This is a genomic window from Bacillus sp. VA15, from assembly GCF_055721145.1.
Window position 1 is genome coordinate 471839 of record NZ_JBVQPQ010000001.1, and the last position, 26090, is coordinate 497928.

The window sequence follows — 26090 nt, forward strand, 5'->3', positions numbered from 1 at the left end:
AGAAAGTCAAAGTCAGGCATCTCTTGGCTTTGACTTTTTTTCTTGCCCGGGATAAAAGGAATTGAAAAATCATAATTCAAAATGATACAATCTAATTTATGTGAGAAATTCGGGAGAGTGAAGCGAGATGAGTAAGCGTGATTACTATGAAGTGCTGGGAGTAAGTAAGAGCGCTTCAAAGGATGAAATTAAAAAAGCTTATCGGAAGCTGTCAAAAAAATATCATCCAGATATTAATAAAGAAGCCGGATCAGATGAAAAATTTAAAGAGGTAAAAGAAGCGTACGAAGCGCTGTCAGATGACCAAAAACGTGCGCATTACGACCAATTTGGGCATACTGATCCTAATCAGGGCTTCGGCGGCGGAGGTTTTGGCGGCGGCGATTTCGGCGGTTTTGGTTTCGATGATATTTTTTCAAGTATTTTCGGCGGAGGCACAAGACGAAGAGATCCAAACGCACCGCGCCAAGGTGCCGATTTGCAATATACGATGACCTTGTCGTTTGAGGATGCCGCTTTCGGTAAAGAAACAACCATCGAAATTCCGCGTGAGGAAACGTGCGACACATGTAAAGGTTCAGGTGCGAAACCTGGAACAAACCCGGAAACGTGCTCCCACTGTGGAGGCTCCGGCCAGTTAAACGTGGAGCAAAATACGCCGTTTGGAAAAGTCGTGAACAGACGGGTCTGCCACCACTGTGAAGGTACGGGCAAAATTATTAAAGACAAATGTGCGGATTGCGGCGGCAAAGGAAAAATCAAAAAACGCAAAAAAATTAACGTGACAATTCCAGCCGGTGTAGATGACGGACAGCAGCTTCGTCTCTCGGGACAGGGTGAACCAGGAGTAAACGGCGGCCCTGCCGGGGATTTATTTGTCGTGTTCCACGTGCGCGCCCACGAGTTCTTCGAGCGTGACGGCGATGATATTTACTGTGAAATGCCGTTAACGTTTGCTCAGGCTGCTCTTGGTGATGAAGTGGAAGTTCCGACGCTGCATGGAAAAGTGAAATTGAAAATTCCTGCCGGTACACAAACAGGGACAAAATTCAGATTAAGAGGAAAAGGCGTTCAAAATGTCAGAGGCTATGGACAGGGTGACCAGCATATCGTCGTCCGCGTCGTTACGCCGACAAACCTGACAGATAAACAAAAAGACATTATCCGCGAATTTGCCGAGGTCAGCGGAAACCTGCCTGACGAACAGGAAATGAGTTTCTTTGACAAGGTAAAACGCGCGTTTAAAGGCGATTAATTATTGGATGAGGAGTTGGTAGTTTTGAAATGGTCCGAATTAAGCATTCACACAACACATGAAGCGGTCGAACCTATCTCAAATATATTGCATGAAGCTGGTGCAAGTGGGGTTGTGATAGAGGACCCGCTTGATTTAATTAAAGAACGTGAGAATGTGTACGGGGAAATCTACCAGCTCGACCCCAATGATTATCCAGACGAGGGTGTCATTGTCAAAGCATACCTGCCGGTTAACAGTTTTCTAGGCGAAACGGTGGACGGCATTAAAGAAACGATTAATAATCTGCTTCTCTATAATATTGATTTGGGCAGAAATCACATCACCATTTCTGAAGTGAATGAAGAAGAGTGGGCGACTGCCTGGAAAAAGTATTATCATCCTGTGAAAATTTCTGAAAAGTTTACAATTGTGCCGACGTGGGAGGAATATACGCCGGTCCATACTGATGAACTGATTATAGAAATGGACCCTGGTATGGCTTTCGGCACAGGCACACACCCGACAACCGTCCTCTGCATTCAGGCGCTTGAACGCATTGTGCAAAAGGGTGATAAGGTGATTGATGTCGGTACAGGTTCTGGCATTTTAAGTATTGCGGCTGCAATGCTTGAGGCTGAATCGGTCCATGCTTACGATCTTGATCCCGTGGCTGTAGAAAGTGCACGCCTCAATCTCAAGCTGAACAAAGTGAGCGATATTGCTCAAGTCAAGCAAAACAATTTGTTAGACGGGATTGAAGGGGAGCATGATGTGATTGTTGCCAACATTTTGGCTGAAGTCATTCTTCGCTTTACCTCACAAGCGTACAGCCTGTTAAAAGAAGACGGCCATTTTATTACATCAGGAATCATCGGGCATAAAAAACAAGAAGTAAAAGAATCACTGGAACAAGCTGGCTTTACCATTGTAGAAATCCTTTCAATGGAAGATTGGGTCAGCATTATTGCGAAAAAATAACAGTTAGTAGGTGTCACTGCGTATGCAACGATATTTTATCGAGCTCACGAAGCAGCAAATGGAGGAAGCGCCGGCTTTTTCGGTTACCGGCGAAGATGTTCATCATATTGTGAACGTGATGAGAATGAATGAGGGAGATCAGATTATCTGCTGTTCTCAGGACGGCTTCGAGGCAAAATGTGAACTTCAATCTGTTTCCAAAGATAATGTGTCCTGCCTTGTGGTAGAATGGACGAATGAAAACAGAGAGCTTCCGATAAAGGTCTATATTGCGTGCGGCCTCCCGAAAGGAGATAAACTTGAATGGATTATCCAAAAGGGGACTGAGCTCGGAGCTCACGCCTTTATTCCTTTTCAAGCCGCGCGTTCTGTTGTTAAGCTGGATGACAAAAAGGCAAAGAAAAAGCGGGAAAGATGGGCGAAAATTGCGAAGGAAGCGGCTGAACAATCGTACCGTAACGAAGTGCCGCAAGTGATGGATGTCCATTCTTTTCAGCAGCTTCTTCAATGGATGCAAGATTTCGATAAATGTGTCGTTGCATACGAGGAGTCATCGAAGAAAGGTGAAATAAGCGCATTCAGCGCAGTTGTACGAAGCCTTCCGAAAGGATCATCCCTTTTGATCGTATTTGGTCCCGAAGGCGGTTTAACAGAAGCGGAGGTTGAACGGCTCACAGAGAAAGACAGTGTGCCGTGCGGCCTTGGACCGAGAATTTTAAGGACAGAAACCGCTCCGCTATACGCGTTGAGTGCGATTTCTTATCAAACAGAGTTATTAAGAGGTGATCAGTAATGGCAACTGTTGCTTTCCATACGCTTGGCTGTAAAGTCAACCATTATGAAACAGAAGCAATCTGGCAGCTTTTCAAAGAAGCGGGCTATGAAAGAAGAGACTTTGAACAAACAGCTGATGTATATGTCATTAATACATGTACGGTAACAAATACGGGGGATAAAAAAAGCCGCCAAGTGATCAGACGCGCCATTCGTCAAAATCCTGACGGTGTCATCTGTGTCACAGGCTGCTATGCGCAAACCTCGCCTGCTGAGATTATGGCGATCCCTGGTGTCGATATTGTAGTCGGAACACAGGATCGGGAAAAAATGCTCGGCTACATCGACCAATACCGTGAAGAACGCCAGCCGATTAACGGCGTCAGCAACATCATGAAAGCAAGAGTGTATGAAGAGCTTGATGTACCTGCTTTCACTGACCGGACAAGAGCGTCATTGAAAATACAGGAAGGCTGCAATAATTTCTGCACATTCTGTATCATTCCGTGGGCGCGCGGCCTGCTCCGGTCCCGCGACCCTGAAGAAGTCATTAAACAAGCGCAGCAGCTCGTCGATGCCGGATATAAAGAAATTGTTCTTACAGGTATTCATACAGGCGGCTACGGCGAAGATATGAAAGATTACAACTTTGCGAAGCTCTTGAGCGAATTAGACACTCGTGTTGAAGGTGTTAAACGAATTAGAATTTCTTCAATTGAAGCCAGCCAAATCACAGACGAAGTGATCGAAGTCTTAGACCGCTCAGATAAGATTGTAAATCATTTGCATATTCCTATCCAATCTGGATCAAACACAGTTCTTAAACGGATGAGACGTAAATATACGATGGAGTTTTTTGCAGACCGTTTAAACAAACTGAAAAAAGCATTGCCAGGCTTAGCTGTTACTTCTGATGTCATTGTAGGGTTCCCTGGCGAAACAGAAGAAGAATTTATGGAAACCTATAACTTTATTAAAGAACATAAATTCTCTGAACTGCATGTTTTCCCTTACAGTAAACGTACAGGAACGCCAGCTGCACGAATGGAAGACCAAGTAGATGAAAACGTAAAAAATGAACGTGTACACCGCCTGATTGCTCTATCTAACCAGCTTGCGAAGGAATATGCTTCTCAGTATGAAAATGAAGTGCTTGAGATCATCCCTGAGGAAGCGTATAAGGAAACGGAAGAAGAGAACATGTTTGTCGGTTACACAGATAACTATATGAAGGTTGTTTTTAAAGGTGCGGAAGATATGATCGGCAAAATCGTGAAAGTCAAAATCCTAAAAGCAGGCTATCCTTACAATGAAGGGCAATTTGTCCGTGTTGTTGAGGATGAAATAACTGAACACATGCGTTTGTCTTCTTAATCTAAACCCGGTGCATCTACATGTACCGGGTTTTTTTATTTAGCTGGAATAAGAAAGTGAATCAAGCGGTAAAACAAGTTTGTAAGCGGAAGAAATAAAAGAGCTGTCACCACATTAAATAAAAGGCTGAAATGTGCGATCCTTTGTGCGGGATCAGGTGATAACTGTTCTACAAAACCGGTCGCTGCCGTCAGAAAAGGAAATACAAGAGCCACGCCCAGCACGTTAAACACCACATGGGCATACGCTGTCTGTTTCGCCGCATATCCGCCGGATACAGCAGCCATGACAGCTGTAATGCATGTCCCGATGTTTGAACCGAGCACGACGCTCATCGCCTGTGTCAGTCCGATAATGCCTTCATTCATAAAGCTCATCAAAATGCCGATACAGACAGAGCTTGAGTGAATGATTGCGGTTAACACCATACCGATAAGCAAAGCGGACCAGTTTGAATCGTTAACATGGTATAGAACTTCAGCTCCCGTTTTCAGCTTTGTAAGCGGCCCTGCAAGGTGGCTGAACCCGCTGATGCAAAAAAAGATGATGCCGAGACCGAGGAAGCTTGTTCCCAGCTGTTTCAACGGATATCTGCCAGTCAGAAAAAACAATAAACCTCCTATTAAAAGAACCCAAATCAAAATATCCATTTTGATAGCAATAAACTCAGTTGTAAAGGTAGATCCGACATTTGTTCCCAGAATCATCGGTATCGTCCGCTTAAAAGAAAGAACGCCCGCACTGACAAAGCCGATGACAATAACCATAAAGGCTGAACTGCTCTGAAGAATCCCTGTAAATACAATGCTGATCAGAAACGCTTTTAACGGATGGTCCGTAAATAAAAGCAAACGTTCTTCAATTTTTGAGTACGCCATTGAAATTAAGCCTTTTCGAAGCATGTTCATGCCTGCGAGAAAGAATAATATAAGAACAGTAAAGCTAATCAGAATTAACATCCTATTCATCAACCCCTTTCTATCATTATATAGACAGGCAGTCGCACACATGACGGAAAAGTGAACTCACTTAGTTGACCTGACTGAAGGCTTATATTATAATGTCAAAGTACATGTTTATATGTGTAACTTAAAGGTAGTCGATTGGTGTATTCGGAGGGAGGGAAAGAGAATGTCAAAAACGGTCGTTAGAAAAAACGAATCGCTTGAAGATGCTCTTCGTCGCTTCAAACGCAGTGTATCAAAGACAGGTACTTTGCAAGAAGCAAGAAAGCGCGAATTTTATGAAAAACCTAGCGTAAAGCGCAAGAAAAAGTCTGAAGCTGCTAGAAAACGCAAATTCTAAAAGAGGGTGGATTTATGAGTCTTCTTGAGCGTCTTAACCAGGATATGAAGCTATATATGAAAAACCGTGAGAAAGACAAACTGACTGTCGTTCGAATGGTTAAGGCTTCACTTCAAAATGAAGCAATTAAGCTTAAGAAAGACAGTTTGACCGAGGATGAGGAACTCACTGTCCTTTCTCGTGAACTTAAGCAACGTAAAGACTCCCTCCAGGAATTTTCAAACGCTAATCGTTTAGATTTAGTAGATAAAGTTCAAAAAGAGCTGGACATTTTAGAAGTTTATTTACCCGAGCAGCTGTCAGAAGAAGAACTGCTTACAATCGTAAATGAAACCATTGCTGAGGTTGGTGCGAGCTCAAAAGCGGACATGGGAAAAGTAATGGGTGCAATTATGCCTAAAGTAAAAGGTAAAGCTGACGGAAGCTTAATTAATAAGCTTGTCAGCAGTCAATTGTCTTAAAAGGCGTAAAAAAGGACATCTTTCTAAGAGAGATGTCTTTTTTTATACATAAAAAAATGAAACCTTTGATACATTTGTTACGTATGAAGAGAAGGCACCTATTATAAATGGAAGGAGGGATACACCGCCCTTGCTTCAAATCAAAGGATTTCGTGCTGCTCTTTTGAGTATATTTTTACTTTCTTTATTAGGCGTACAGCTGAACGCCAAAGCAGAAAAACAAACGGTTTATGTGATCCCGGTTGAAAAAAATGTCGAACAGGGCCTCGCCTCGTTTTTGTCCCGTTCGTTACAGGATGCAAAAGAAGCACATGCAGATCATATTATTCTTGATATCAATACGCCGGGAGGATTGGTCAAATCAGCTATTGATATAGCGGACTCGGTAACTGAAAGCGAGATCCCCGTAACTGCATATGTAAACAAACGTGCGTTGTCAGCTGGTGCATATATTGCCCTGCAAGCCGATAACATTTATATGGCGCCCGGCGGAAAAATGGGAGCAGCCGCGATTATTGACGGTAAAGGCAATGCCGCTGACCAAAAAGCTGAATCACTTTGGCTGGCAGAGCTGGAAGATGCCGCAGTGAAAAATAATCGCGATCCAAAATATGCGCTCGCAATGGCTGATCCGGATATAGATGCCAAGGAAGCCGGCGCGCCGAAGGGAGATCTGCTGACACTCAACGCTGATAAGGCGATTGATGTAGGTTATTCAGAAGGTACGGCTGACAATTTATCCGCGCTCGTAAAGAAGCTAGGGTTCGAAAAGGCGGAAACCATCTATGCAAAGGAAAGCTTTGCAGAAAAGACAGCAAGATGGCTGACGAATCCGGTCATTGTTCCTATTCTGTTGACAATCGCTTTTTTAGGCCTGACAGTAGAGCTTTTTTCCCCGGGCGTCGGCATTCCTGGAACGGTTGGATTCATCGCCTTGTTGCTGTTCTTTTACGGGCATCTTGCAGCCGGCTTTGCCGGATACGAGACAGTTCTTCTCTTTATAGCAGGGGTGATCCTCATCCTGCTTGAGATTTTCCTTCCCGGGGGAATCATTGGATTACTGGGCTTAGGAGCGATTATTGCGAGCCTGTTTTTAGCCGCGGGGAGCTTCACTGTCATGGCGGTTTCTCTCTTGATCGCCTCAGCTGTTTCTATAACAGCTTTCATCTTACTGACAAGGGTGTTGGGAAAGCGTATGAAATTCTTTAAGAAATTTGTATTAAATGATTCTACAAATACGGAGAGCGGCTACGTATCAAATCAAACGCGCACGGATTTAATAGGCAAAGTAGGAGTAACCTTTACACCGCTGCGTCCTGCTGGTACTGTCATTATTGATGATGAACGCCTTGACGTTGTTTCGGAGGGATCGTTTACAGAAAAAGATAAGAAAGTAAAAGTAGTAAAAGTGGAAGGCTCACGCATCGTCGTGAGAGAAATTTAAACAGAAACGAGGAGAATTGATATGGATCCATCAACACTTATGATTCTGGCTATTATCGTAGTGGGGATCATTGTTTTAGCTGTATTTTTTACATTTGTGCCTGTTATGCTTTGGATTTCCGCATTAGCAGCCGGAGTGAGAATCAGCATATTCACTTTAATCGGAATGAGGCTTCGCCGCGTTATACCAAACCGAGTGGTGAACCCATTGATTAAAGCGCATAAAGCTGGGCTTAATGTTGCCACTAATCAGCTTGAAAGCCATTATCTCGCCGGAGGAAATGTTGACAGAGTCGTTAACGCACTGATTGCTGCTCAGCGAGCCAACATTGAACTCACATTCGAACGCTGTGCCGCCATCGATCTTGCTGGCCGTGACGTCTTGGAAGCCGTTCAAATGAGCGTTAACCCTAAGGTAATTGAAACGCCGTTCATTGCTGGTGTGGCTATGGACGGAATTGAAGTAAAAGCGAAAGCGAGAATTACAGTAAGAGCGAATATCGACCGTCTCGTTGGGGGAGCAGGGGAAGAAACCATTGTGGCCCGTGTCGGCGAAGGGATTGTCTCTACAATTGGTTCATCCGAAAGTCACAAGAAAGTGCTTGAAAACCCTGACATGATTTCACAAACAGTACTTGGAAAAGGGTTGGACTCAGGAACTGCGTTTGAAATTCTCTCGATCGATATTGCCGATGTTGACATTGGCAAAAACATCGGCGCGATTTTACAAACCGATCAGGCCGAGGCTGATAAAAACATCGCGCAGGCTAAAGCGGAAGAGCGCCGTGCGATGGCTGTCGCTCAAGAACAGGAAATGCGTGCCCGCGTAGAGGAAATGCGCGCGAAAGTGGTAGAAGCGGAAGCGGAAGTGCCGCTTGCGATGGCAGAAGCTTTGCGTGAAGGGAATATTGGCGTCATGGACTACATGAATATCAAAAACATTGATGCTGATACAGAAATGCGCGATTCATTCGGCAAGTTGACGAAAGATTCGTCTGATGAAGACAGTAAATCATAATCTCTCTAAGAAGGGAGAACGCTGATGGAAGATATACTGACCAATCCGCTAATCATCGCAGCGGTTATCGGAATCATTTCTATGATTTTCGGTAAAAAGAGCAAAGAGGAAAAGAACAACAGCCAAAACAGAAATAAACCTCAGCAGGTGCAAACGGCTTCTCCTCAAAAGAAGCAGTCAAAAGAAGAGGCTCCTGTACCTATTCCCAACCGCATGGAACAGGTAAGGCGGGAAGCGGAAGAAAGACGCAGAGAAACAGAAAGAAACCTGAAAGGGCTGGAACGTGACCTTACTGCAGGTAAACAAAAAGCAGTATACACAAAACAAAAAATGCTCCAGGTTAATAAAGACACTGTGGTACAGGGGATCGTCTTAGGAGAGGTATTCGGGCCTCCAAGAGCGAAAAAACCTCACCATACGATGCGCTCGGCCCGTAAAAATTAAAGTGTTAGAACCTCCTTTCAAATCATACATATGAGATGAAAGGGGGTTCTTTTTGTATGGGGCAAAGAAAGAATCGTATGAAAGCTTGGCTGACAAGAGCATTGGAAATTCCCCCGGACGTTATGATGGATCTGCCGCGGATTACAATGGTTGGCAGACTTCATATCTACATAGAAAACCACAGAGGCCTATTGCTTTTCAGTGAGAATGAAGTGAGGTTGATGCTGAAGCAGGGCCAGTGCATCATATCAGGTAAAAACTTTGTCATCAAGGCAATTCTTCCGGAAGAAATTCTTTTGGAGGGTACGATTGATGTCGTTCGATATGTTGAGTCATAAAGCCGAGGGGGAAATGTTGTGAAAAATAAATGGCTGTCTTTTTTTTCGGGTAAGGTCCAGCTTGAATTGACGGGAAGAGGGATCGAGAGGCTCCTTAATGAATGCACAAGACAGGGGATTCCGGTTTTTCATGTCAAAAAAAAGAAAGAAGCCGTATCGTTATATATACAGCTTCAGGATGTACATGCCTTTCGGCGGGTCAGAAGAAAATTTAAATGTAAAGCCCGATTTATCAATCGGAAGGGATTTCCTTTCCTGTTGCTGAAATCAAAGCTGAATATAGGGTTTACGATCGGTTTTGCAATGTTTTTCATCCTTTTGTTTTTGCTTTCCAATATGGTGTGGAAAATTGATGTGACAGGCGCTAAGCCTGAAACGGAACATCAAATGATGCAGCATCTTAATGAAATCGGCGTCAAAAAGGGGCGTCTGCAGTTTTTAATGATGTCGCCCGAAAAAATACAAAAATCGTTAACCAATGGAATAGACAATATCACTTGGGTCGGAGTTGATCTGAAGGGGACGACCATTCACATGAAAGTCGTGGAGAAAAATGAGCCCGAAAAAGAAAAGTATGTTAGCCCGCGCGATATTGTCGCCAAAAAGAAAGCAACCATTACAAGAATGTTTGTGCAAAAAGGACAGCCGATGGCCGCAATCCACGATCATGTGGAAAAGGGACAGCTGCTTGTTTCGGGACTGATCGGCAGTGAAGAGCATCAGCAGGAAGTCGCCTCAAAAGCAGAAATTTATGGAGAAACCTGGTACAGATCCGAAGTGACGGTCCCGCTTGAAACATTATTTAACGTCTATACGGGCAAAGTAAGGACAAAGCACAAGCTTTCTTTTGGCTCTTTGGCAATCCCGATCTGGGGGATGACGTTTAAAAAAGAGGAATTGAAGCACCCAAAAACAGAACAAGAAAAGCATTCGCTGAATTTTCTCGGATTTAAGCTCCCTGTATCCTATATCAAAGAGCAAACGAGAGAAAGTGAAGAGGCTTTGCGAAAATATACGAAAGAAGAAGCAGTTCAAGAAGGCATTAAATTGGGTAAACAGGATGTAGAGGATAAAATAGGCGAAGACGGCGAGGTGAAAAGTGAAAAAGTTTTGCACCAGACTGTTGAGAATGGTAAAGTAAAGTTGATTATTCTCTACCAAGTTATAGAAGATATCGTTCAAACCACACCTATTGTCAGGGAGACTGAAGAATGACAGAACATTTACTTGCGATGAATCAAAAACTGAAAAGCCCGGACGAGGCGCTTTCACTGTTCGGGAACCAAGATTCTTTTTTGAAATTGATGGAGAAAGATCTGAATGTAAATATCATTACGCGCGGCGAAACGATTTATGTTTCAGGCGATGAAGAATCGTTTCAGATTGCAGACAGGCTGCTGGGATCGCTCCTCGCTTTAATTCGCAAGGGGATAGAGATCTCTGAACGTGATGTGATTTACGCCGTCAAAATGGCAAAGAAGAATGAACTTGAATACTTTGAAAGCATGTATGAAGAAGAAATTACAAACACTGCAAAAGGCAAACCAATCCGTGTGAAAACAATGGGACAGCGGGAATACGTGGCCGCTATGAAGCGGAATGACCTTGTATTCGGCATCGGCCCGGCGGGAACCGGGAAAACGTATCTGGCTGTCGTAAAAGCAGTCCATGCTTTAAAAAACGGACATATCAAAAAAATCATTTTAACAAGACCTGCCGTGGAAGCTGGTGAAAGCCTCGGTTTTCTCCCAGGTGACCTCAAAGAAAAAGTAGATCCTTATTTGCGCCCGCTGTATGACGCTCTTCATGATGTGCTTGGGGCAGATCATACAGAACGTCTGATGGAAAGAGGCATCATTGAAATTGCTCCGCTTGCATATATGAGGGGACGGACGCTTGATGATGCTTATGTTATACTTGATGAAGCACAGAATACCACGCCTGCTCAAATGAAAATGTTTTTGACGAGACTGGGTTTTGGCTCTAAAATGATCATTACAGGTGACGTTAGCCAAATTGATCTGCCGAAAGGCGTCAAATCGGGACTTGCAGTAGCGAAGGAGATGCTGAGAGGAATAGACGGCATTTCTATGATTGAGCTAGACCAAACAGACGTGGTCAGACATCCGCTTGTTGCGAAAATTATTGAAGCATACGATAAGCAAAATTAATGCTGAATGACCCGATCGCGCGTTATCGGGTCATTTTTATGATTGCTTATGGGCTTGATGTTTCAAGAGGAGGTTCTTGTGTTGAAAAAGAAGGGGAAGACCAAAAGCAGCTCAAAAAAATGGAGCAGCTTTAAAAATGCCCGCTCCATGCATGTACTGCTGTATCTTCTGCTGGCTGCCATTATGTTTGCTTTGCTCTTTGTACATGTTAAGCCGGAAACACTTGATTTAGACCTATTTTCAGTCAGCGACAAGACCATTTATGCTCCGGCAACCGTGGAAGATCAAAAAGCCACAGAGGAAAAAAAGCAAGCCGCTGAGGACGCGGTTGAAGATCAATATACATTAAAAAAAGAATACACAGACAACCGGATTGACCTTGTGTCATCTATATTTGACAGTATCAGCGAAGTGAAAAAATCATCAGAAGAAGACAGCAAATCACCATCGGAAAAATCAATGGTTAAGTCTGTGAAGAACAAATTAACGTCAGATGTGAATGATTCCATATCAGAGGATTCCATCAAGACATTGCTGAAAGCAGACAGTGAAGACTTTTCTTTTGTCAGAGATACGGTCATCACGGCAGTGAATACGGTCATGAGCAGTGAAATCTCATCGGATAAACTATCTGATGCAAAGGATAAAGTAGAAAAAGAGCTAAAGGGCAATTCTATCCCATCTAAATACTTGGGAGCTGCGACAGAAATCGGGCGTTTTGCTATTATCCCGAATTACGTCTTCGATCCGAAAGCGACAGAGGCAAAGCGGCAGGAAGCGTCAGACAATGTCCAGCAGGTTCAGATCAAACAGGGTCAGGTGCTCGTGGAAGAAAATGACCTTATTGATCGGGAAGTGTACAGAAAACTCGAGCTGACCGGGTTATTAAATAACTCAAATCTCTTTAAACCGATCAGCGGCCTATTGATTATGATCGGACTTTTCATTGCAACACTTGTATATTATTTTGAAAAACAGAAACAAAACCTGAAGTTTAAAAACCAATCCATCCTGCTGTTCTCCATTATCACAACGCTTTTGCTTGTTATTATGGAGGTTGTCAGTTTGTTCCAGAAGATGGAATATAATAATATCGGCTACCTGGTACCCATTGCGGCCGGCGCGATCTTAATCAAACTGCTGATGAATGAACGCATTGCCATTTTGGGAAGTATCATTCTTGCGATTTGCGGAAGTATGATGTTTAATCAGGGTGTGACAGGAACATTCAATTATGTCATAGGAATTTATTATTTGATCAGCGGGATTTCAGGTGTTTTATTTTTAGGAAAACACAATGCAAGATCAAAGATTTTGCAGACCGGGCTTTTCGTAGCGTTTATTAATATGGTTGTCGTTCTTTCTTTGTTATTGATCCAAAACACTGCGCTATCGGGTCTTGAAATCGGCACGTTAATGCTGATGGGCGTTGTGTCGGGATTTGCTTCGTCTGTATTGATCATCGGCCTGATGCCGTTTTTTGAGACAGGCTTTGGCATTTTATCCACTATGAGGCTGCTTGAGCTGTCTAATCCTAACCATCCGCTGCTGCGAAAAATATTAACAGAAACACCAGGTACATATCATCACAGTGTAATGGTCGCCAATTTGTCAGAGGCAGCCTGTGAGGCGGTTGGAGCCAATGGTTTGCTTGCAAGAGTCGGCGCGTATTACCACGATCTTGGGAAAACAAAGCGTCCGCAATATTTTATTGAAAACCAAATGAATATTGACAATCCGCATGACAAGCTGTCTCCTCAGCTGAGTAAAAATATCATCATTTCTCATACCACTGACGGTGCGAATATGCTGAGAAGCTATAAATTTCCGAAAGAGCTTGTCGATATTGCTGAGCAGCATCATGGAACCTCGCTTTTAAAGTTCTTTTATTATAAAGCGAAGGAAAAAGGCGACCAGATTACAGAAGAAGAGTTCCGTTATCCAGGACCAAAGCCGCAGTCAAAGGAAGCCGCGATTATATCAGTTGCTGACAGTGTTGAAGCGGCAGTCAGATCCATGCATAATCCAAATCCTGAACGAATTGAAAAGCTTGTCCGGGGTATTATATCCGATAAGCTTCAGGACGGACAGTTCAGTGAATGCGATTTGACATTTAAGGAGCTGGATACAATCGCAAAAACGCTCTGTGCAACATTAAAAGGAATTTTCCACTCCCGGATTGAATATCCGGAGGCTACTAAGAAGGTGAAATAGATGAGTTTACTGATTGATATTGTTGATGAAACGGGGAGTGTCTCTGAAGAGATGCTCAAAGAAGTAGAAAATCTGCTTCAATTTGCCGCTGAACGTGAAGGCGTTCAGGATCAGGCTGAAGTTTCTGTCACGATCGTTACCAATGAAGACATCCAGCAGATCAATAAAGATTACCGCGGAAAGGATACGCCGACAGACGTCATCTCATTTGCTCTTGAAGAAGAGGGAGAAGGCGAGGTTGAAATCGTAGGCGCAGAAATGCCGCCGGTTTTAGGTGATATTATCATCAGTGCGGATCGCACAAGGGAGCAGGCAGAGGAATATAATCATTCTTTTAAAAGAGAGCTCGGATTTCTTGCCGTCCATGGATTTCTGCATCTTTTAGGATATGACCATATGACGAAAGAGGAAGAAAAGGAGATGTTTACTAAGCAAAAGGATTTGCTGGACGCCTATGGACTCAAGAGATCATAGAAATGAGCTGAAGCGATTCTTCAAAAGCTTCGTGCATGCAGGCCGGGGCATCTGGGAAACAGCGCGGACGGAGCGGAATTTCCAATTTCATGTCGCAGCCGCCTGCGCTGTTCTCATTTGCGGCTTCCTCGTGGAGCTCAGCCCAATTGAGTGGGCGATTATTATCCTTTTGATCGGAGGAATGTTTTCGCTGGAGCTTTTAAATACAGCCGTTGAGCATACGGTTGATTTAATAACAGACAAACATCACCCACTTGCTAAAGCGGCTAAGGACGCTGCCGCCGGGGCTGTTTGCGTTTTTGCCGTCATTTCGTGTATCATTGGTTTACTTATTTTTTTGCCAAAGCTGTAATGGCTGAAGATTCTTACATTTATTTTACATTTTTAGAAATGGGCGTGAAAAAAAGCGCGCGATTATGTAAAATATAAAGTGATAGCGGTACCATTATAGGTAAGAGAGGAACATGTACACATGAACAAACAAGAATTGATAACAGAAGCTTTAAAAGCACGTGATATGGCATATGCGCCGTATTCCAAGTTTCAAGTAGGAGCCGCTCTTCTTACCAAGGATGGAAAAGTGTACAGAGGCTGCAACATCGAGAACGCGGCATACAGCATGTGCAATTGCGCTGAGCGTACCGCTTTATTTAAAGCTGTTTCTGAAGGGGATACAGAGTTTCAGATGCTGGCCGTTGCGGCTGACACCCCTGGACCGGTATCTCCGTGCGGAGCCTGCCGCCAGGTGATTTCTGAGCTTTGCACAAAGGACGTTATTGTCGTGTTGACTAATTTACAAGGACAAATAAAAGAAATGACTGTGGAAGAATTATTGCCAGGCGCATTTTCATCGGAGGATTTACATGACGAACGAAAGCTTTAAATCAGGATTTGTATCCATTATTGGAAGACCAAACGTAGGAAAGTCTACATTTTTGAACAGAGTCATTGGACAAAAAATCGCGATCATGAGCGATAAGCCCCAAACGACGAGAAACAAGGTGCAAGGAGTTTTGACGACAGGCACATCACAAACGATTTTTATTGACACACCAGGGATTCATAAACCTAAGCATAAGCTTGGGGACTTTATGATGAAAGTGGCGCAAAATACATTAAAAGAAGTCGATTTGATCTTGTTTATGATCAACGCCGAGGAAGGCTACGGGAAGGGCGACGAATTCATCATTGAGAAATTGCAGAATATGTCTACGCCTGTATTTTTAATCGTAAACAAAATTGACAAAATTCATCCCGATCAATTGCTTTTGTTAATTGACGAATATCGGGGACGTTATCCTTTTAAGGAAATTGTTCCGATTTCTGCTTTAGAAGGAAATAATATCGAAACATTGCTCACACAGATTGAAGCGTATTTGCCGGAAGGGCCGCAATTCTATCCGAGTGATCAGGTAACCGACCATCCAGAGCGCTTTATCATTTCTGAATTAATCAGGGAAAAGGTGCTGCATCTGACGAGAGAAGAAATCCCGCACAGCATTGCGGTGGCCATCGAATCCATCAAAGGACAGGACAACGGTTCTGTGCACGTAGCGGCAACGATTGTGGTCGAACGGGATTCCCAGAAAGGCATTGTGATCGGAAAAAAAGGAAGCCTGCTGAAAGAGGTTGGAAAAAGAGCGAGAGCGGATATTGAAGCACTGTTAGGCTCCCGTGTCTACCTTGAATTGTGGGTCAAAGTGCAGAAAGACTGGCGCAATAAAATGTCCCAGCTTCGCGATTTTGGCTTTAAAGAGGACGAATATTAATCTCCTTGCTGTGTCATTTTCTCACAGGAACAGGGATACATTAGCAAATTTTGTTTAACATGAAATGGAGGACATCTGGTCAAGATAAAGGTAAGAATTTGGAGTTAGGTAAGCTAGTTTAACTACAGAAAGGTGGGTTTCTTGTGTTGAATTTTACCTGGAACGTATTTTCTCAAACAGGAAATGTTGATACGTATCTTCTTTTTAAAGAGCTGGAAAAAGAGAACATGGAAAGACCCGAAGAACTAGAAGATGAGCTAGCCCGATTTGATTATCCAATTTTATAAACCTCTTGGCCGCTCCTGCTTTAGGAAGGTGCGGAAATGCTGACAAAATGTGAAGGAATCGTTCTTCGCACAAATGATTACGGAGAGACGAATAAAATCGTTACATTACTGACAAGAGAACACGGAAAAATAGGTGTTATGGCAAGAGGCGCCAAAAAACCGAACAGCCGTTTATCAGCAGTCAGCCAGCCCTTTTTGTATGGTTCATTTTTAATGCAAAAAACAACGGGCCTCGGAACGCTTCAGCAGGGTGAAATGATCCTCAGCATGAGAGGCATCAGGGAAGATTTGTTTTTAACAGCATATGCTGCTTATATTGCTGAGCTAGTCGACAAAGGCACAGAAGAAAAGAAGCCAAACCCTTATTTGTTTGAATTCATTTTAGAATCGTTTAAACAGCTGAATGAAGGAACAGATCCGGATGTCATCATCTTCATTGCTCAAATGAAGATGCTCGGTGTCATGGGGCTGTACCCTGAGCTGAATCACTGTGTGCATTGTAAAAGCCAGGATGGGACCTTCCATTTTTCTGTTCGTGATAACGGTTTTATTTGCCATCGCTGCTTTGAAAAAGATCCCTACAGGGTTCCAATTAAACCGCAAACGGCAAGGCTTTTGAGACTGTTTTATTACTTCGATTTGTCGAGGTTGGGCAATGTGTCCTTAAAGCAGGAAACAAAAGCTGAATTAAAGCAAGTGATTGATTTATATTATGAAGAATATTCAGGGTTATATTTAAAATCAAAGCGCTTTTTAGATCAAATGGAAAGCATGAAACATCTGATGGGTGAAAACAAAAGTTGACATCTGGTCCATCTTTTTATATGATCATTTATTATAAAATATGTTGCAGTGAGAGAAAGAAGTACTTGCGTTTACCTCATGAAAGCGACCTTAGGACGGTGTAAGCTAAGGATGAGCACGCAACGAAAGGCATTCTTGAGCAATTTCAAAAAAAGAGGCTGGGATTTTGTTCTCAGCAACTAGGGTGGAACCGCGGGAGAACTCTCGTCCCTATGTTTGCGGCTGGCAAGCATAGAGACGGGAGTTTTTTGGTTGCTGCCGCAGTCATTTTATGAAGGAAAAGTGGAGGTGCTTGAAATGAATATTCAAGACATGATTCTAACATTGCAAAAGCATTGGTCCAGTCAGGGCTGTGTGCTTATGCAGGCTTACGATGTAGAAAAAGGGGCCGGCACGATGAGCCCGTATACGTTTTTGCGCAGTATCGGCCCTGAGCCGTGGAAAGTGGCTTATGTAGAGCCTTCCAGACGCCCTGCCGACGGACGATACGGGGAGAACCCGAACAGACTGTATCAGCATCATCAGTTTCAGGTCATTATTAAACCGTCTCCTGATAACATTCAAGAGCTGTATTTAGATTCCTTGCGCGCGCTTGGAATTGATCCGCTTGAGCACGATATTCGCTTTGTTGAAGACAACTGGGAAAATCCGTCTTTAGGCTGCGCAGGTCTTGGCTGGGAAGTATGGCTTGACGGAATGGAAATCACACAATTTACGTATTTCCAGCAGGTCGGAGGACTAGAGTGTAAACCGGTTTCTGTAGAGATTACGTACGGAATTGAGCGTCTCGCGTCTTATATCCAGGATAAAGAAAATGTTTTCGACTTGGAATGGACGTCAGGGTTTACAGTAAAAGATTTATTCATGATGGCGGAATACGAGCATTCCGTTTACACGTTTGAAACGTCAGATGTCGATATGCTGTTCCAGTTGTTCAGCACGTATGAAAAAGAAGCGATTAAGCAAATGGATAACGGACTTGTTCATCCTGCATATGACTATGTGCTAAAATGCTCGCACACCTTCAACCTGCTTGACGCCAAAGGTGCGATCTCTGTTACCGAGCGGACAGGCTATATCGCAAGAGTGCGAAATTTAGCGAGAAAAGTAGCAAAAACCTATTATGAGGAACGAGAAAAACTAGGGTTCCCAATGCTTAAAGGGGAGGGTTCTTCTCATGAGTAAACAGGATTTACTTTTAGAGATCGGTTTAGAGGAAATGCCGGCGCGCTTTTTAAATGATAGCATGGTTCAGCTTGGTGAGAAGCTGACAGGCTGGCTTAAAGAAAAAAATATCACACACGGTGAAGTGAAGCTTTTCAATACACCGAGACGCCTTGCTGTCTTCGTAAAGGATGTAGCAGAAAAGCAGGATGATATAAAAGAAGAGGCGAAAGGGCCTGCGAAAAAAATTGCCCTTGATGCAGACGGCAACTGGACAAAAGCGGCAATCGGCTTTTCAAAGGGCCAAGGCGCAGACGTAAAAGACCTGTACATCAAAGAAGTAAAAGGCACAGAGTATGTATTCGTGCAAAAATTCCAAGCCGGCCAAGAAACGAAATCGCTTCTGCCGGAACTGAGCGGTTTAGTTACTAGCTTGCATTTCCCAAAAAACATGCGCTGGGGAAATGAGGATTTGCGTTATATACGGCCAATCAAATGGATTGCCGCTTTATTTGGACAGGATGTCATTCCATTTTCGATCACAAACGTTGAGTCTGGACGGACAACGCAGGGACACCGTTTCCTTGGACATGAAGTGTCAATTGAATCACCTTCAGCTTATGAAGAGCAGCTGAAAGAACAGCACGTTATTGCTGATCCTAACGTCCGAAAACAAATGATTCAATCTCAGCTGGAAGCGATGGCTGCAGAAAACAATTGGAGCATTCCAGTTGACGAAGATCTTCTTGATGAAGTGAATCATTTAGTAGAATACCCAACAGCTCTTTATGGTTCATTTGAATCTGAGTTTCTGTCAATTCCTGAGGAAGTGCTTGTCACGACAATGAAAGAGCATCAGCGCTACTTCCCTGTCAAAGACAAGAACGGAGAATTGCTGCCTCACTTTATCACAGTCAGAAACGGGAACAGCCACGCGATCGAAAATGTGGCCAGAGGCAATGAAAAAGTGCTGCGCGCGCGTTTATCTGATGCTTCATTCTTCTACAAGGAAGATCAGAAACTAAATATTGATGCAAACGTGAAGAAGCTTGAAAACATTGTTTTTCATGAAGAGCTTGGTTCTCTGGCAGATAAGGTTAGAAGAGTCACTTCAATCGCAGAAAAGCTTGCCGTTCGTCTTCAGGCCAATGAAGATACATTAAAACATGTGAAGCGAGCTGCTGAAATTTCTAAATTTGATCTTGTCACGCACATGATATACGAATTCCCTGAGCTCCAAGGAATTATGGGTGAAAAGTATGCGAGAATGCTTGGCGAAGATGAAGCTGTGGCTGCGGCAGTCAACGAACACTATATGCCTAGATCAGCAGGCGGAGAAACGCCTTCTACTTTCACCGGAGCTGTTGTAGCAATGGCGGATAAGCTAGACACAATCGTTTCATTCTTCTCTATCGGCGTTATTCCGACCGGTTCTCAGGATCCTTACGGGCTGCGTCGCCAAGCAAGCGGTATTGTTGCAATTCTTCTGGACCGCAACTGGGGAATTTCGTTTGAAGAGCTGCTTTCTTTCGTACAAACCGAAAAAGAAAATGAACTGATGGATTTCTTCACTCAGCGCCTGAAATTTGTTTTGAATGCGGAACAGATTCGACACGATGTCATCGACGCCGTGCTGGAAAGCTCTGAGCTTGAGCCATACTCAGCGCTGCATAAAGCACAAGTGCTGGAACAAAAGCTTGGTGCACCGGGCTTTAAGGAAACAGCTGAGGCTTTAGGCAGAGTGATCTCTATCAGCAAAAAAGGAGTCCACGGAGACATTCAGCCTGATCTGTTTGAAAATGAATACGAGGCAAAACTGTTTGATGCCTACCAAACAGCGAAGCAAAACCTGCAGGAAAACTTTAGCAAAAAAGATTATGAGGCGGCGCTTGCTTCACTTGCAGCCTTAAAAGAACCGATCGATGCTTACTTCGATCATACAATGGTTATAGCAGATAATGAGACATTAAAGGCAAACCGTTTGGCGCAAATGGTAAGCTTGGCGGATGAGATCAAGTCCTTTGCGAATATGAATGCCCTTATTGTAAAATAAAGAGAGAAAAGGCGGTTGCTGTGTGATCGGTAATCGTCTTTTCCCCATTTATGAGTTTTTTTGTTTGATTACAAGATATTTACGATATAATATGGATTATTATTCTTTACATAGATATGAAGTGAAAAGGTGGTGAGTACGATCGAACTAAATAAACGGCAAGAACATATTTTGCAGATTGTAAAAGAAAACGGGCCGATTACAGGGGAGCATATTGCAGAAAAGCTGAACCTAACCAGGGCAACATTGCGTCCGGATTTAGCCATACTCACCATGTCAGGATTCCTTGAGGCGCGCCCGAGAGTCGGTTATTTCTACACTGGGAAAACCGGCACCCAGCTTTTGGCAGATAAACTCAAAAAGCTTCAAGTGAAAGACTTTCAATCTATCCCCGTCGTGATTCACGAAAATGTTTCTGTGTACGATGCGATTTGCACCATGTTTTTAGAAGATGTAGGTACTCTGTTTGTGGTGGACCGCGATGCTGTTTTAGTCGGGGTGCTTTCACGAAAAGACTTGCTGAGAGCGAGCATAGGCCAGCAGGAGCTTACATCTGTCCCTGTTCACATCATCATGACAAGGATGCCGAATATTACGGTGTGCAGACGCGAGGATTATGTGATGGACATTGCAAAGCACTTGATAGAAAAACAAATTGATGCACTGCCTGTCATCAAAGATACCGACAAAGGCTTTGAAGTCATCGGCAGAGTGACAAAAACAAATATGACAAAAATACTTGTCAGTTTATCTGAAAATGAAATCCTATAAGATCGCAAACTAACGGGGGGATAATATGAATAACCGCATCATCTATGTTGTATCGGATTCCGTCGGTGAAACGGCTGAATTGGTAGTAAAAGCAGCGCTCAGCCAATTTAACGGTTCAGCGGACGATACACATGTCAGAAGAATTCCTTATGTTGAAGATATAGGCACTATCAATGAAGTGATTTCACTTGCAAAGGCAGACGGCGGCATTATTTGTTTCACACTAGTTGTGCCGGAAATCAGAGAATATTTGATTTCCGAAGCGGATAAAGCAAATGTTTTATATTATGATATTATCGGCCCGTTAATTGATAAAATGGAAACAGCCTACGGTTTAACAGCGAAATACGAACCAGGGCGGGTGCGCCAGCTTGATGAAGACTATTTCAAAAAAGTGGAGGCTATCGAGTTTGCAGTAAAATACGATGATGGACGTGATCCAAGAGGGATTTTAAAAGCTGATATCGTTTTGATCGGGGTATCCAGAACGTCTAAAACACCGCTGTCTCAATATCTCGCCCACAAGCGCCTGAAGGTTGCCAATGTTCCGATTGTTCCCGAGGTTGACCCGCCGGAAGAACTCTTTAACGTTGATCCGAAAAAATGTATCGGCTTGAAGATTAGCCCGGATAAACTGAATCATATCAGAAAAGAACGGTTAAAATCACTTGGGCTTAATGACAAAGCGATCTATGCAAATATCAACAGAATCAAAGAGGAACTGGAATATTTCGAAAAGATTGTGGACCGGATCGGATGCCAGGTTGTTGATGTTTCAAATAAAGCGGTTGAAGAAACAGCAAATATTATCCATCATCTCAAAACAAAAAACATGTAACTCAGGACGCTCTATCCTGGGTTTTTGGCTATGCCAAAAGGGAATAATGAAAAATAATAGCATCTTTGTGAAGTTTGTATTATAATAAAAAATTGTGATAAAATGATTAATTTTAGGTTTAAGGTTCGTGTGATACGAATAAACTATTATGGGTAAGATGTCAAGAATTTCTCCCGGAAATTTTTCGACAAATTCATATACGTCCGCAATGTTAAAGGATGTGCGATTTTGCTTGCTTTTATGCAGGAGTTTAATGGAGGGATGGAGAATTACTCTTCTTAATGAACAAGAAAAGACGATTTTTGTCGATGCAGATGCTTGTCCGGTAAAAGATGAAATTTTACAAACAGCATCCAAGTATGAAGTTCAAGTTCTTTTTGTCGCTTCATTTGAACATTATCAGCTTTCGAGAAGCAATGAAGAAAAATGGAAGTATGTTGATCCTCATAAAGAAGCTGCTGATTTATATATCGCAAATCACGTAAAACCGGGAGATATTGTTGTGACGCAGGACATCGGATTAGCATCCCTGCTGTTGAACAGAAATGTCTCCGTCATGTCGGAAAGAGGGCGTCTTTACAAAGAGGGCACGATTGATTTTGCTCTTGAGAGCCGTCATTTTTCCGGCAAACAAAGGAGAAAAGGCATATACGCCAAAGGGCCTAAAAAATTGAATAAAGAAGATCGAGAACGATTTATTACACTGCTGCAAAAAATCCTGTCGAACGATGAAGGGATTTTGCACTAAAGCATCGAATAATGTACGACGGAGTGTTATAAGATGGGAAATCGGATACCAGATGAAATTGTGGATCAGGTACAAAAGTCGGCAGATATCGTTGAAGTCATAGGTGATTATGTTCAATTAAAGAAGCAAGGCCGAAACTACTTTGGACTCTGTCCTTTTCATGGAGAAAGCACACCTTCGTTTTCCGTATCGCCCGACAAACAGATTTTTCATTGCTTTGGCTGCGGAGCGGGCGGCAATGTTTTCTCTTTTTTAAGGCAGATGGAAGGCTATTCATTTGCCGAGTCGGTTTCTCACCTTGCTGACAAATACCAAATTGATTTTCCAGATAATATAACAGTCCATTCCGGAGCCCGGCCAGAATCTTCTGGAGAACAAAAAATGGCTGAGGCTCATGAGCTCCTAAAGAAATTTTACCATCATTTGTTAATAAATACAAAAGAAGGTCAAGAGGCGCTGGATTATCTGCTTTCAAGGGGCTTTACGAAAGAGCTGATAGATGAATTTCAGATCGGCTATGCTCTTGATTCTTGGGACTTCATCACGAAATTTCTTGTAAAGAGAGGCTTTAGTGAGGCGCAAATGGAAAAAGCGGGTCTCCTGATCAGACGCGAAGACGGGAGCGGATATTTTGACCGTTTCAGAAACCGCGTCATGTTTCCGATCCATGATCACCACGGGTCTGTTGTTGCTTTCTCTGGCAGGGCTCTTGGCAGCCAGCAGCCTAAGTATATGAACAGTCCTGAAACACCGCTCTTTCATAAAAGTAAACTGCTTTACAATTTTTATAAGGCCCGCCTTCATATCAGAAAGCAGGAAAGAGCAGTCTTATTTGAAGGATTTGCCGATGTCATATCGGCCGTAAGCTCGGGTGTGAAAGAAAGCATAGCCACGATGGGAACGTCTCTGACAGATGATCATGTCAAGATCCTGAGAAGAAATGTCGAAGAAATCATTCTTTGCTATGACTCTGATAAAGCCGGTTATGAAGCCACTTTAAAAGCTTCAGATCTTCTGCAAAATAAAGGCTGCAAAGTCAGAGTTGCAATGATTCCTGACGGGTTGGACCCTGACGATTACATCAAAAAGTTCGGCGGGGAAAAATTTAAAAACGACATTATCGACGCCAGTGTCACCGTAATGGCGTTCAAAATGCAATATTTCCGAAAGGGAAAGAACCTGTCTGATGAAGGCGACCGCTTAGCTTACATTAAAGACGTACTGAAAGAAATCAGCACGCTTTCAGGGTCTCTTGAGCAGGAAGTCTATGTAAAACAGCTTGCTTCAGAGTTTTCGCTGTCACAGGAGTCTTTAACCGAGCAGCTGTCTGTTTTCAGCAAGCAAAACAAACCTGCTGACAGTGGCGGTGATACGAAAACGCGGCGAGCGCATCTGACGACAAAAGCAAGGCAAAAACGTCTGCGCCCGGCGTATGAAAATGCAGAAAGGCTGTTACTCGCCCACATGCTTCGAGATCGGAGCGTTATCAAAAAAGTGATTGACCGGGTAGGCTTTCAATTTAATATTGATGAGCACCGCGCATTAGCCGCCTATCTTTACGCTTTTTATGAAGAAGGTGCCGAGCTGACGCCTCAGCATCTGATGGCCAGGGTGACGGATGATCAAATTAGCCAGCTCTTGTCTGATATATTAATGCTTCAGATTAATCAAGAGCTCAGCGAAGCCGAGTTATCAGATTATGTAAAAAAAGTGTTGAATCAAAGAAATTGGTCAATGATAAAAGAAAAAGAGGCGGAAAGAGCCGAAGCCGAAAGGCAAAAAGATTTTTTGAGAGCTGCTTCTCTGGCTCAAGAAATCGTTACATTGAACCGATCTTTAAAATAACTGGAAAACCGGTGAGAAGCATTTATTGGCAATGATTCCTTGCGGAGGAGCAAATAGATCGCTTAACCTCATCATGAATTGTCATTTCATTATTCGCACATTGTTAAAGGCAGTTCACATAGAAAACGCCTGAATGGACCGAATAAGAATCATACCGCTTATAGAATTCGTTGCAAGCTTTGGAAGGAGGGATCCATAATGGCTGATAAACAAACCCACGAGACAGAATTAACATTCGACCAAGTAAAAGAGCAATTAACAGAGTCTGGTAAAAAACGTGGCGTTTTGACATATGAAGAAATTGCCGAGCGTATGTCCAGCTTTGAAATTGAATCAGACCAAATGGATGAGTATTATGAATTTTTAGGTGAACAAGGTGTTGAATTAATTAGTGAGAATGAAGAAACAGAAGATCCTAATATTCAGCAGCTTGCCAAAGCCGAAGAAGAATTTGACCTTAATGACCTAAGTGTACCGCCTGGCGTCAAAATCAATGACCCAGTTCGTATGTATCTAAAGGAAATCGGCCGGGTTAACCTTCTTTCTGCAAAAGAAGAAATCGCCTACGCTCAAAAGATTGAGGAGGGTGACGAAGAATCTAAACGCAGATTGGCTGAAGCGAACCTGCGGCTTGTTGTCAGTATCGCAAAACGGTATGTCGGACGCGGAATGCTGTTCCTTGACCTGATCCAGGAAGGTAACATGGGTCTGATGAAAGCCGTTGAAAAATTTGATTACCGCAAAGGTTATAAATTCAGTACGTATGCTACGTGGTGGATCAGACAGGCAATTACTCGCGCCATTGCCGATCAGGCGAGAACGATCCGGATTCCCGTTCATATGGTTGAAACCATTAATAAATTAATCCGTGTGCAGCGTCAATTACTGCAAGATTTAGGCAGAGAACCAACACCTGAAGAAATTGCGGAAGATATGGATTTAACACCTGAAAAAGTACGCGAAATCTTAAAGATTGCACAAGAGCCGGTATCGCTGGAAACACCGATCGGTGAAGAGGATGATTCGCATCTTGGTGATTTCATTGAAGACCAAGAAGCAACTTCACCTTCAGACCACGCCGCATATGAGCTATTGAAAGAGCAGCTGGAAGATGTACTTGATACGTTAACTGATCGTGAAGAAAATGTATTGCGTCTTCGATTCGGTCTTGATGATGGCCGTACAAGAACATTAGAAGAGGTCGGCAAGGTATTTGGAGTAACGAGAGAGCGTATTCGACAAATCGAAGCCAAAGCGTTGCGGAAACTAAGACATCCTAGCAGAAGTAAACGTTTGAAAGATTTTCTCGAATAAGATGGAACGGGTCTTGCAGATCCGTTCTTCTTTTTTCAAAAAGATATATGGATAATATGCCTTTATTTTACTGAAAAATGATGTCATTTGCAAATGGACATTGTGACGAAAAATTTCAAATATGATTCCATATTTTCTATTGTAAGCGTATACAATACATTATACAATAGAATAAAAAGGATATCAGAGAAATAGGCATGTTTCTATTCAATTTTGTATAAAGTGTGAATAAAAAACTTTTGTATAGCAATCCATTTACTTTTTGT

Annotated in this window: 27 protein-coding genes and 1 other annotated feature; of the genes, 26 read left to right on the forward strand and 1 reads right to left on the reverse strand. The window is 43.0% G+C overall.

Going from position 1 to position 26090, the window contains the following annotated elements; all coding sequences use genetic code 11:
* Positions 1-127 precede the first annotated feature (127 nt).
* Genes dnaJ through mtaB form a run of 4 tightly spaced genes read left to right on the forward strand, consistent with a single transcriptional unit; the run spans position 128 to position 4363 of the window.
* A complete protein-coding gene (dnaJ, locus tag AC0DBE_RS02490; protein ID WP_014114461.1) occupies positions 128-1255 on the forward strand; it encodes a molecular chaperone DnaJ in 1128 nt (375 codons plus the stop codon).
* Between the two features lie 24 nt (positions 1256-1279).
* Positions 1280-2215: a 50S ribosomal protein L11 methyltransferase gene (gene prmA, locus AC0DBE_RS02495; protein WP_014114460.1), complete on the forward strand. Its 936-nt coding sequence runs from the start codon at positions 1280-1282 to the stop codon at positions 2213-2215.
* A 22-nt stretch (positions 2216-2237) separates the two neighbouring features.
* Complete coding sequence (locus AC0DBE_RS02500; protein ID WP_472960960.1) at positions 2238-3008, forward strand: 16S rRNA (uracil(1498)-N(3))-methyltransferase; 771 nt, start codon at positions 2238-2240, stop codon at positions 3006-3008.
* A complete protein-coding gene (gene mtaB / locus AC0DBE_RS02505; RefSeq protein WP_472960962.1) occupies positions 3008-4363 on the forward strand; it encodes a tRNA (N(6)-L-threonylcarbamoyladenosine(37)-C(2))-methylthiotransferase MtaB in 1356 nt (451 codons plus the stop codon). The genes AC0DBE_RS02500 and mtaB overlap by 1 nt, the downstream gene beginning before the upstream one ends.
* Before the next feature lie 35 nt (positions 4364-4398).
* On the opposite strand, the gene AC0DBE_RS02510 is transcribed toward mtaB, so the two are convergent.
* Positions 4399-5322, reverse strand: coding sequence for a Na/Pi symporter (locus AC0DBE_RS02510; RefSeq protein WP_472960964.1), 924 nt, complete (start codon positions 5320-5322; stop codon positions 4399-4401).
* Between the two features lie 172 nt (positions 5323-5494).
* Between AC0DBE_RS02510 and rpsU the strand changes: the two genes are divergently transcribed.
* The 22 genes from rpsU (at position 5495) to rpoD (ending at position 25824) form a co-directional block, all read left to right on the forward strand.
* Complete coding sequence (rpsU, locus tag AC0DBE_RS02515) at positions 5495-5668, forward strand: 30S ribosomal protein S21 (protein ID WP_003152957.1); 174 nt, start codon at positions 5495-5497, stop codon at positions 5666-5668.
* 14 nt (positions 5669-5682) lie between these two features.
* A complete protein-coding gene (locus AC0DBE_RS02520) occupies positions 5683-6129 on the forward strand; it encodes a GatB/YqeY domain-containing protein (protein WP_003226182.1) in 447 nt (148 codons plus the stop codon).
* 130 nt (positions 6130-6259) lie between these two features.
* The gene (locus AC0DBE_RS02525) at positions 6260-7573 is read left to right on the forward strand and encodes an NfeD family protein (RefSeq protein ID WP_072183156.1); all 1314 of its coding nucleotides are present in this window, start codon (positions 6260-6262) and stop codon (positions 7571-7573) included.
* A 21-nt stretch (positions 7574-7594) separates the two neighbouring features.
* Positions 7595-8590: a flotillin-like protein FloA gene (floA, locus tag AC0DBE_RS02530; RefSeq protein WP_014114455.1), complete on the forward strand. Its 996-nt coding sequence runs from the start codon at positions 7595-7597 to the stop codon at positions 8588-8590.
* A 24-nt stretch (positions 8591-8614) separates the two neighbouring features.
* On the forward strand, positions 8615-9034 hold the full coding sequence (locus tag AC0DBE_RS02535; protein WP_072566565.1) for a hypothetical protein: 420 nt from the start codon (positions 8615-8617) through the stop codon (positions 9032-9034).
* A gap of 56 nt (positions 9035-9090) precedes the next feature.
* Positions 9091-9372: a sporulation protein YqfC gene (gene yqfC / locus AC0DBE_RS02540; protein WP_003226191.1), complete on the forward strand. Its 282-nt coding sequence runs from the start codon at positions 9091-9093 to the stop codon at positions 9370-9372.
* Between the two features lie 18 nt (positions 9373-9390).
* The gene (gene yqfD / locus AC0DBE_RS02545; protein WP_072566564.1) at positions 9391-10587 is read left to right on the forward strand and encodes a sporulation protein YqfD; all 1197 of its coding nucleotides are present in this window, start codon (positions 9391-9393) and stop codon (positions 10585-10587) included.
* Positions 10584-11543 (forward strand): PhoH family protein, encoded by a 960-nt coding sequence (locus tag AC0DBE_RS02550; RefSeq protein WP_472960969.1) that lies wholly within the window; start codon positions 10584-10586, stop codon positions 11541-11543. The genes yqfD and AC0DBE_RS02550 overlap by 4 nt, the downstream gene beginning before the upstream one ends.
* 78 nt (positions 11544-11621) lie before the next feature.
* The gene (pgpH, locus tag AC0DBE_RS02555; protein WP_072566562.1) at positions 11622-13757 is read left to right on the forward strand and encodes a cyclic-di-AMP phosphodiesterase PgpH; all 2136 of its coding nucleotides are present in this window, start codon (positions 11622-11624) and stop codon (positions 13755-13757) included.
* On the forward strand, positions 13758-14231 hold the full coding sequence (gene ybeY, locus AC0DBE_RS02560) for an rRNA maturation RNase YbeY (protein WP_014114451.1): 474 nt from the start codon (positions 13758-13760) through the stop codon (positions 14229-14231). It begins immediately after the preceding gene.
* Entirely contained in the window at positions 14212-14583 is a 372-nt protein-coding gene (locus AC0DBE_RS02565) for a diacylglycerol kinase family protein (RefSeq protein ID WP_072566561.1), read from the forward strand. Before ybeY ends, AC0DBE_RS02565 begins: the two co-directional genes overlap by 20 nt.
* Positions 14584-14703: 120 nt before the next feature.
* Positions 14704-15114 carry a cytidine deaminase gene (locus tag AC0DBE_RS02570; protein WP_003226204.1) on the forward strand — a complete coding sequence of 137 codons (411 nt, stop codon included), beginning with the start codon at positions 14704-14706 and terminating at the stop codon, positions 15112-15114.
* The gene (era, locus tag AC0DBE_RS02575) at positions 15095-16000 is read left to right on the forward strand and encodes a GTPase Era (protein ID WP_014114448.1); all 906 of its coding nucleotides are present in this window, start codon (positions 15095-15097) and stop codon (positions 15998-16000) included. The genes AC0DBE_RS02570 and era overlap by 20 nt, the downstream gene beginning before the upstream one ends.
* 143 nt (positions 16001-16143) lie before the next feature.
* Positions 16144-16287 (forward strand): YqzL family protein, encoded by a 144-nt coding sequence (locus AC0DBE_RS02580; protein ID WP_003230053.1) that lies wholly within the window; start codon positions 16144-16146, stop codon positions 16285-16287.
* A 36-nt stretch (positions 16288-16323) separates the two neighbouring features.
* The gene (gene recO / locus AC0DBE_RS02585; RefSeq protein ID WP_014114447.1) at positions 16324-17091 is read left to right on the forward strand and encodes a DNA repair protein RecO; all 768 of its coding nucleotides are present in this window, start codon (positions 16324-16326) and stop codon (positions 17089-17091) included.
* A 39-nt stretch (positions 17092-17130) separates the two neighbouring features.
* Positions 17131-17306, forward strand: a binding site (T-box leader).
* A gap of 82 nt (positions 17307-17388) precedes the next feature.
* Entirely contained in the window at positions 17389-18276 is an 888-nt protein-coding gene (gene glyQ, locus AC0DBE_RS02590; RefSeq protein WP_003226213.1) for a glycine--tRNA ligase subunit alpha, read from the forward strand.
* Positions 18269-20308: a glycine--tRNA ligase subunit beta gene (gene glyS / locus AC0DBE_RS02595; RefSeq protein ID WP_242734014.1), complete on the forward strand. Its 2040-nt coding sequence runs from the start codon at positions 18269-18271 to the stop codon at positions 20306-20308. Before glyQ ends, glyS begins: the two co-directional genes overlap by 8 nt.
* A 132-nt stretch (positions 20309-20440) precedes the next feature.
* Positions 20441-21079, forward strand: a complete 639-nt coding sequence (ccpN, locus tag AC0DBE_RS02600; RefSeq protein WP_003237058.1) for a transcriptional regulator CcpN — start codon at positions 20441-20443, stop codon at positions 21077-21079.
* A gap of 25 nt (positions 21080-21104) precedes the next feature.
* On the forward strand, positions 21105-21917 hold the full coding sequence (locus AC0DBE_RS02605) for a pyruvate, water dikinase regulatory protein (protein ID WP_079287971.1): 813 nt from the start codon (positions 21105-21107) through the stop codon (positions 21915-21917).
* A 253-nt stretch (positions 21918-22170) separates the two neighbouring features.
* Positions 22171-22665, forward strand: a complete 495-nt coding sequence (locus tag AC0DBE_RS02610) for a YaiI/YqxD family protein (RefSeq protein WP_014114445.1) — start codon at positions 22171-22173, stop codon at positions 22663-22665.
* Between the two features lie 33 nt (positions 22666-22698).
* The gene (dnaG, locus tag AC0DBE_RS02615) at positions 22699-24510 is read left to right on the forward strand and encodes a DNA primase (protein WP_079287970.1); all 1812 of its coding nucleotides are present in this window, start codon (positions 22699-22701) and stop codon (positions 24508-24510) included.
* A gap of 198 nt (positions 24511-24708) precedes the next feature.
* Positions 24709-25824 (forward strand): RNA polymerase sigma factor RpoD, encoded by a 1116-nt coding sequence (gene rpoD / locus AC0DBE_RS02620; RefSeq protein WP_003226225.1) that lies wholly within the window; start codon positions 24709-24711, stop codon positions 25822-25824.
* Positions 25825-26090 lie beyond the last annotated feature (266 nt).

Excerpts from the sequence above, each read along its gene's own strand:
- dnaJ (WP_014114461.1), top strand. The coding sequence starts at position 128 with ATGAGTAAGCGTGATTACTATGAAGTGCTGGGAGTAAGTAAGAGCGCT.
- AC0DBE_RS02500 (WP_472960960.1), top strand. The coding sequence starts at position 2,238 with ATGCAACGATATTTTATCGAGCTCACGAAGCAGCAAATGGAGGAAGCG.
- mtaB (WP_472960962.1), top strand. The coding sequence starts at position 3,008 with ATGGCAACTGTTGCTTTCCATACGCTTGGCTGTAAAGTCAACCATTAT.
- AC0DBE_RS02510 (WP_472960964.1), bottom strand. The coding sequence starts at position 5,322 with ATGTTAATTCTGATTAGCTTTACTGTTCTTATATTATTCTTTCTCGCA.
- rpsU (WP_003152957.1), top strand. The coding sequence starts at position 5,495 with ATGTCAAAAACGGTCGTTAGAAAAAACGAATCGCTTGAAGATGCTCTT.
- AC0DBE_RS02520 (WP_003226182.1), top strand. The coding sequence starts at position 5,683 with ATGAGTCTTCTTGAGCGTCTTAACCAGGATATGAAGCTATATATGAAA.
- floA (WP_014114455.1), top strand. The coding sequence starts at position 7,595 with ATGGATCCATCAACACTTATGATTCTGGCTATTATCGTAGTGGGGATC.
- AC0DBE_RS02535 (WP_072566565.1), top strand. The coding sequence starts at position 8,615 with ATGGAAGATATACTGACCAATCCGCTAATCATCGCAGCGGTTATCGGA.
- yqfC (WP_003226191.1), top strand. The coding sequence starts at position 9,091 with ATGGGGCAAAGAAAGAATCGTATGAAAGCTTGGCTGACAAGAGCATTG.
- AC0DBE_RS02550 (WP_472960969.1), top strand. The coding sequence starts at position 10,584 with ATGACAGAACATTTACTTGCGATGAATCAAAAACTGAAAAGCCCGGAC.
- ybeY (WP_014114451.1), top strand. The coding sequence starts at position 13,758 with ATGAGTTTACTGATTGATATTGTTGATGAAACGGGGAGTGTCTCTGAA.
- AC0DBE_RS02565 (WP_072566561.1), top strand. The coding sequence starts at position 14,212 with ATGGACTCAAGAGATCATAGAAATGAGCTGAAGCGATTCTTCAAAAGC.
- AC0DBE_RS02570 (WP_003226204.1), top strand. The coding sequence starts at position 14,704 with ATGAACAAACAAGAATTGATAACAGAAGCTTTAAAAGCACGTGATATG.
- era (WP_014114448.1), top strand. The coding sequence starts at position 15,095 with ATGACGAACGAAAGCTTTAAATCAGGATTTGTATCCATTATTGGAAGA.
- recO (WP_014114447.1), top strand. The coding sequence starts at position 16,324 with ATGCTGACAAAATGTGAAGGAATCGTTCTTCGCACAAATGATTACGGA.
- glyQ (WP_003226213.1), top strand. The coding sequence starts at position 17,389 with ATGAATATTCAAGACATGATTCTAACATTGCAAAAGCATTGGTCCAGT.
- glyS (WP_242734014.1), top strand. The coding sequence starts at position 18,269 with ATGAGTAAACAGGATTTACTTTTAGAGATCGGTTTAGAGGAAATGCCG.
- AC0DBE_RS02605 (WP_079287971.1), top strand. The coding sequence starts at position 21,105 with ATGAATAACCGCATCATCTATGTTGTATCGGATTCCGTCGGTGAAACG.
- AC0DBE_RS02610 (WP_014114445.1), top strand. The coding sequence starts at position 22,171 with ATGGAGGGATGGAGAATTACTCTTCTTAATGAACAAGAAAAGACGATT.
- dnaG (WP_079287970.1), top strand. The coding sequence starts at position 22,699 with ATGGGAAATCGGATACCAGATGAAATTGTGGATCAGGTACAAAAGTCG.
- rpoD (WP_003226225.1), top strand. The coding sequence starts at position 24,709 with ATGGCTGATAAACAAACCCACGAGACAGAATTAACATTCGACCAAGTA.